This is a genomic window from Bradyrhizobium sp. NBAIM08 (assembly GCF_020193935.1).
Classification (GTDB): Bacteria; Pseudomonadota; Alphaproteobacteria; order Rhizobiales; family Xanthobacteraceae; genus Bradyrhizobium; species Bradyrhizobium yuanmingense.
In genome coordinates, this window is record NZ_JADYVR010001094.1 from 1 (window position 1) to 396 (window position 396).

Genomic DNA, 396 nt, shown 5'->3' on the forward strand with positions numbered 1-396 from the left:
CCAACAACGCTGCTGACGGCAGGCCCGGACCCGACGGCACGATGGTGCTGGAGGGTCCTGATGGGGGGATCGGCCATCGGGAGCTCGTAGACGCGGGAGGTGCCGGCGCGGACTGGACCTGGTCCCAGTACCGCATCGCCGTCGACGGACTGGACCACGCCACGTCGGTGGTCTCGGTGCGCATCGGCGATGCCTGGGTGCGGGCCATCGGCCTCCGACACGAGGGGCCTGTCCGGGCGGTGACGGCCAGCCTGCCGCTCGGCGTTGCCGACGCTGCGACGGTGACCCACCTTGCGGATGCCGTGCATGGTGTCCAGGCGGCCTCGGACGGCAGGAAGTGGGTCGCCATCCGCGCGCTGGCCGGCTACGACCGGACGATCGAGTCCGCACCTGCCC

At 72.2% G+C, this 396-nt stretch carries 1 protein-coding gene; it reads left to right on the forward strand.

Going from position 1 to position 396, the window contains the following annotated elements; all coding sequences use genetic code 11:
• Positions 1 to 396, forward strand: a 396-nt coding sequence (locus tag I6F37_RS43630) for a hypothetical protein (RefSeq protein WP_225154930.1), incomplete at both ends; no start/stop codon positions are given.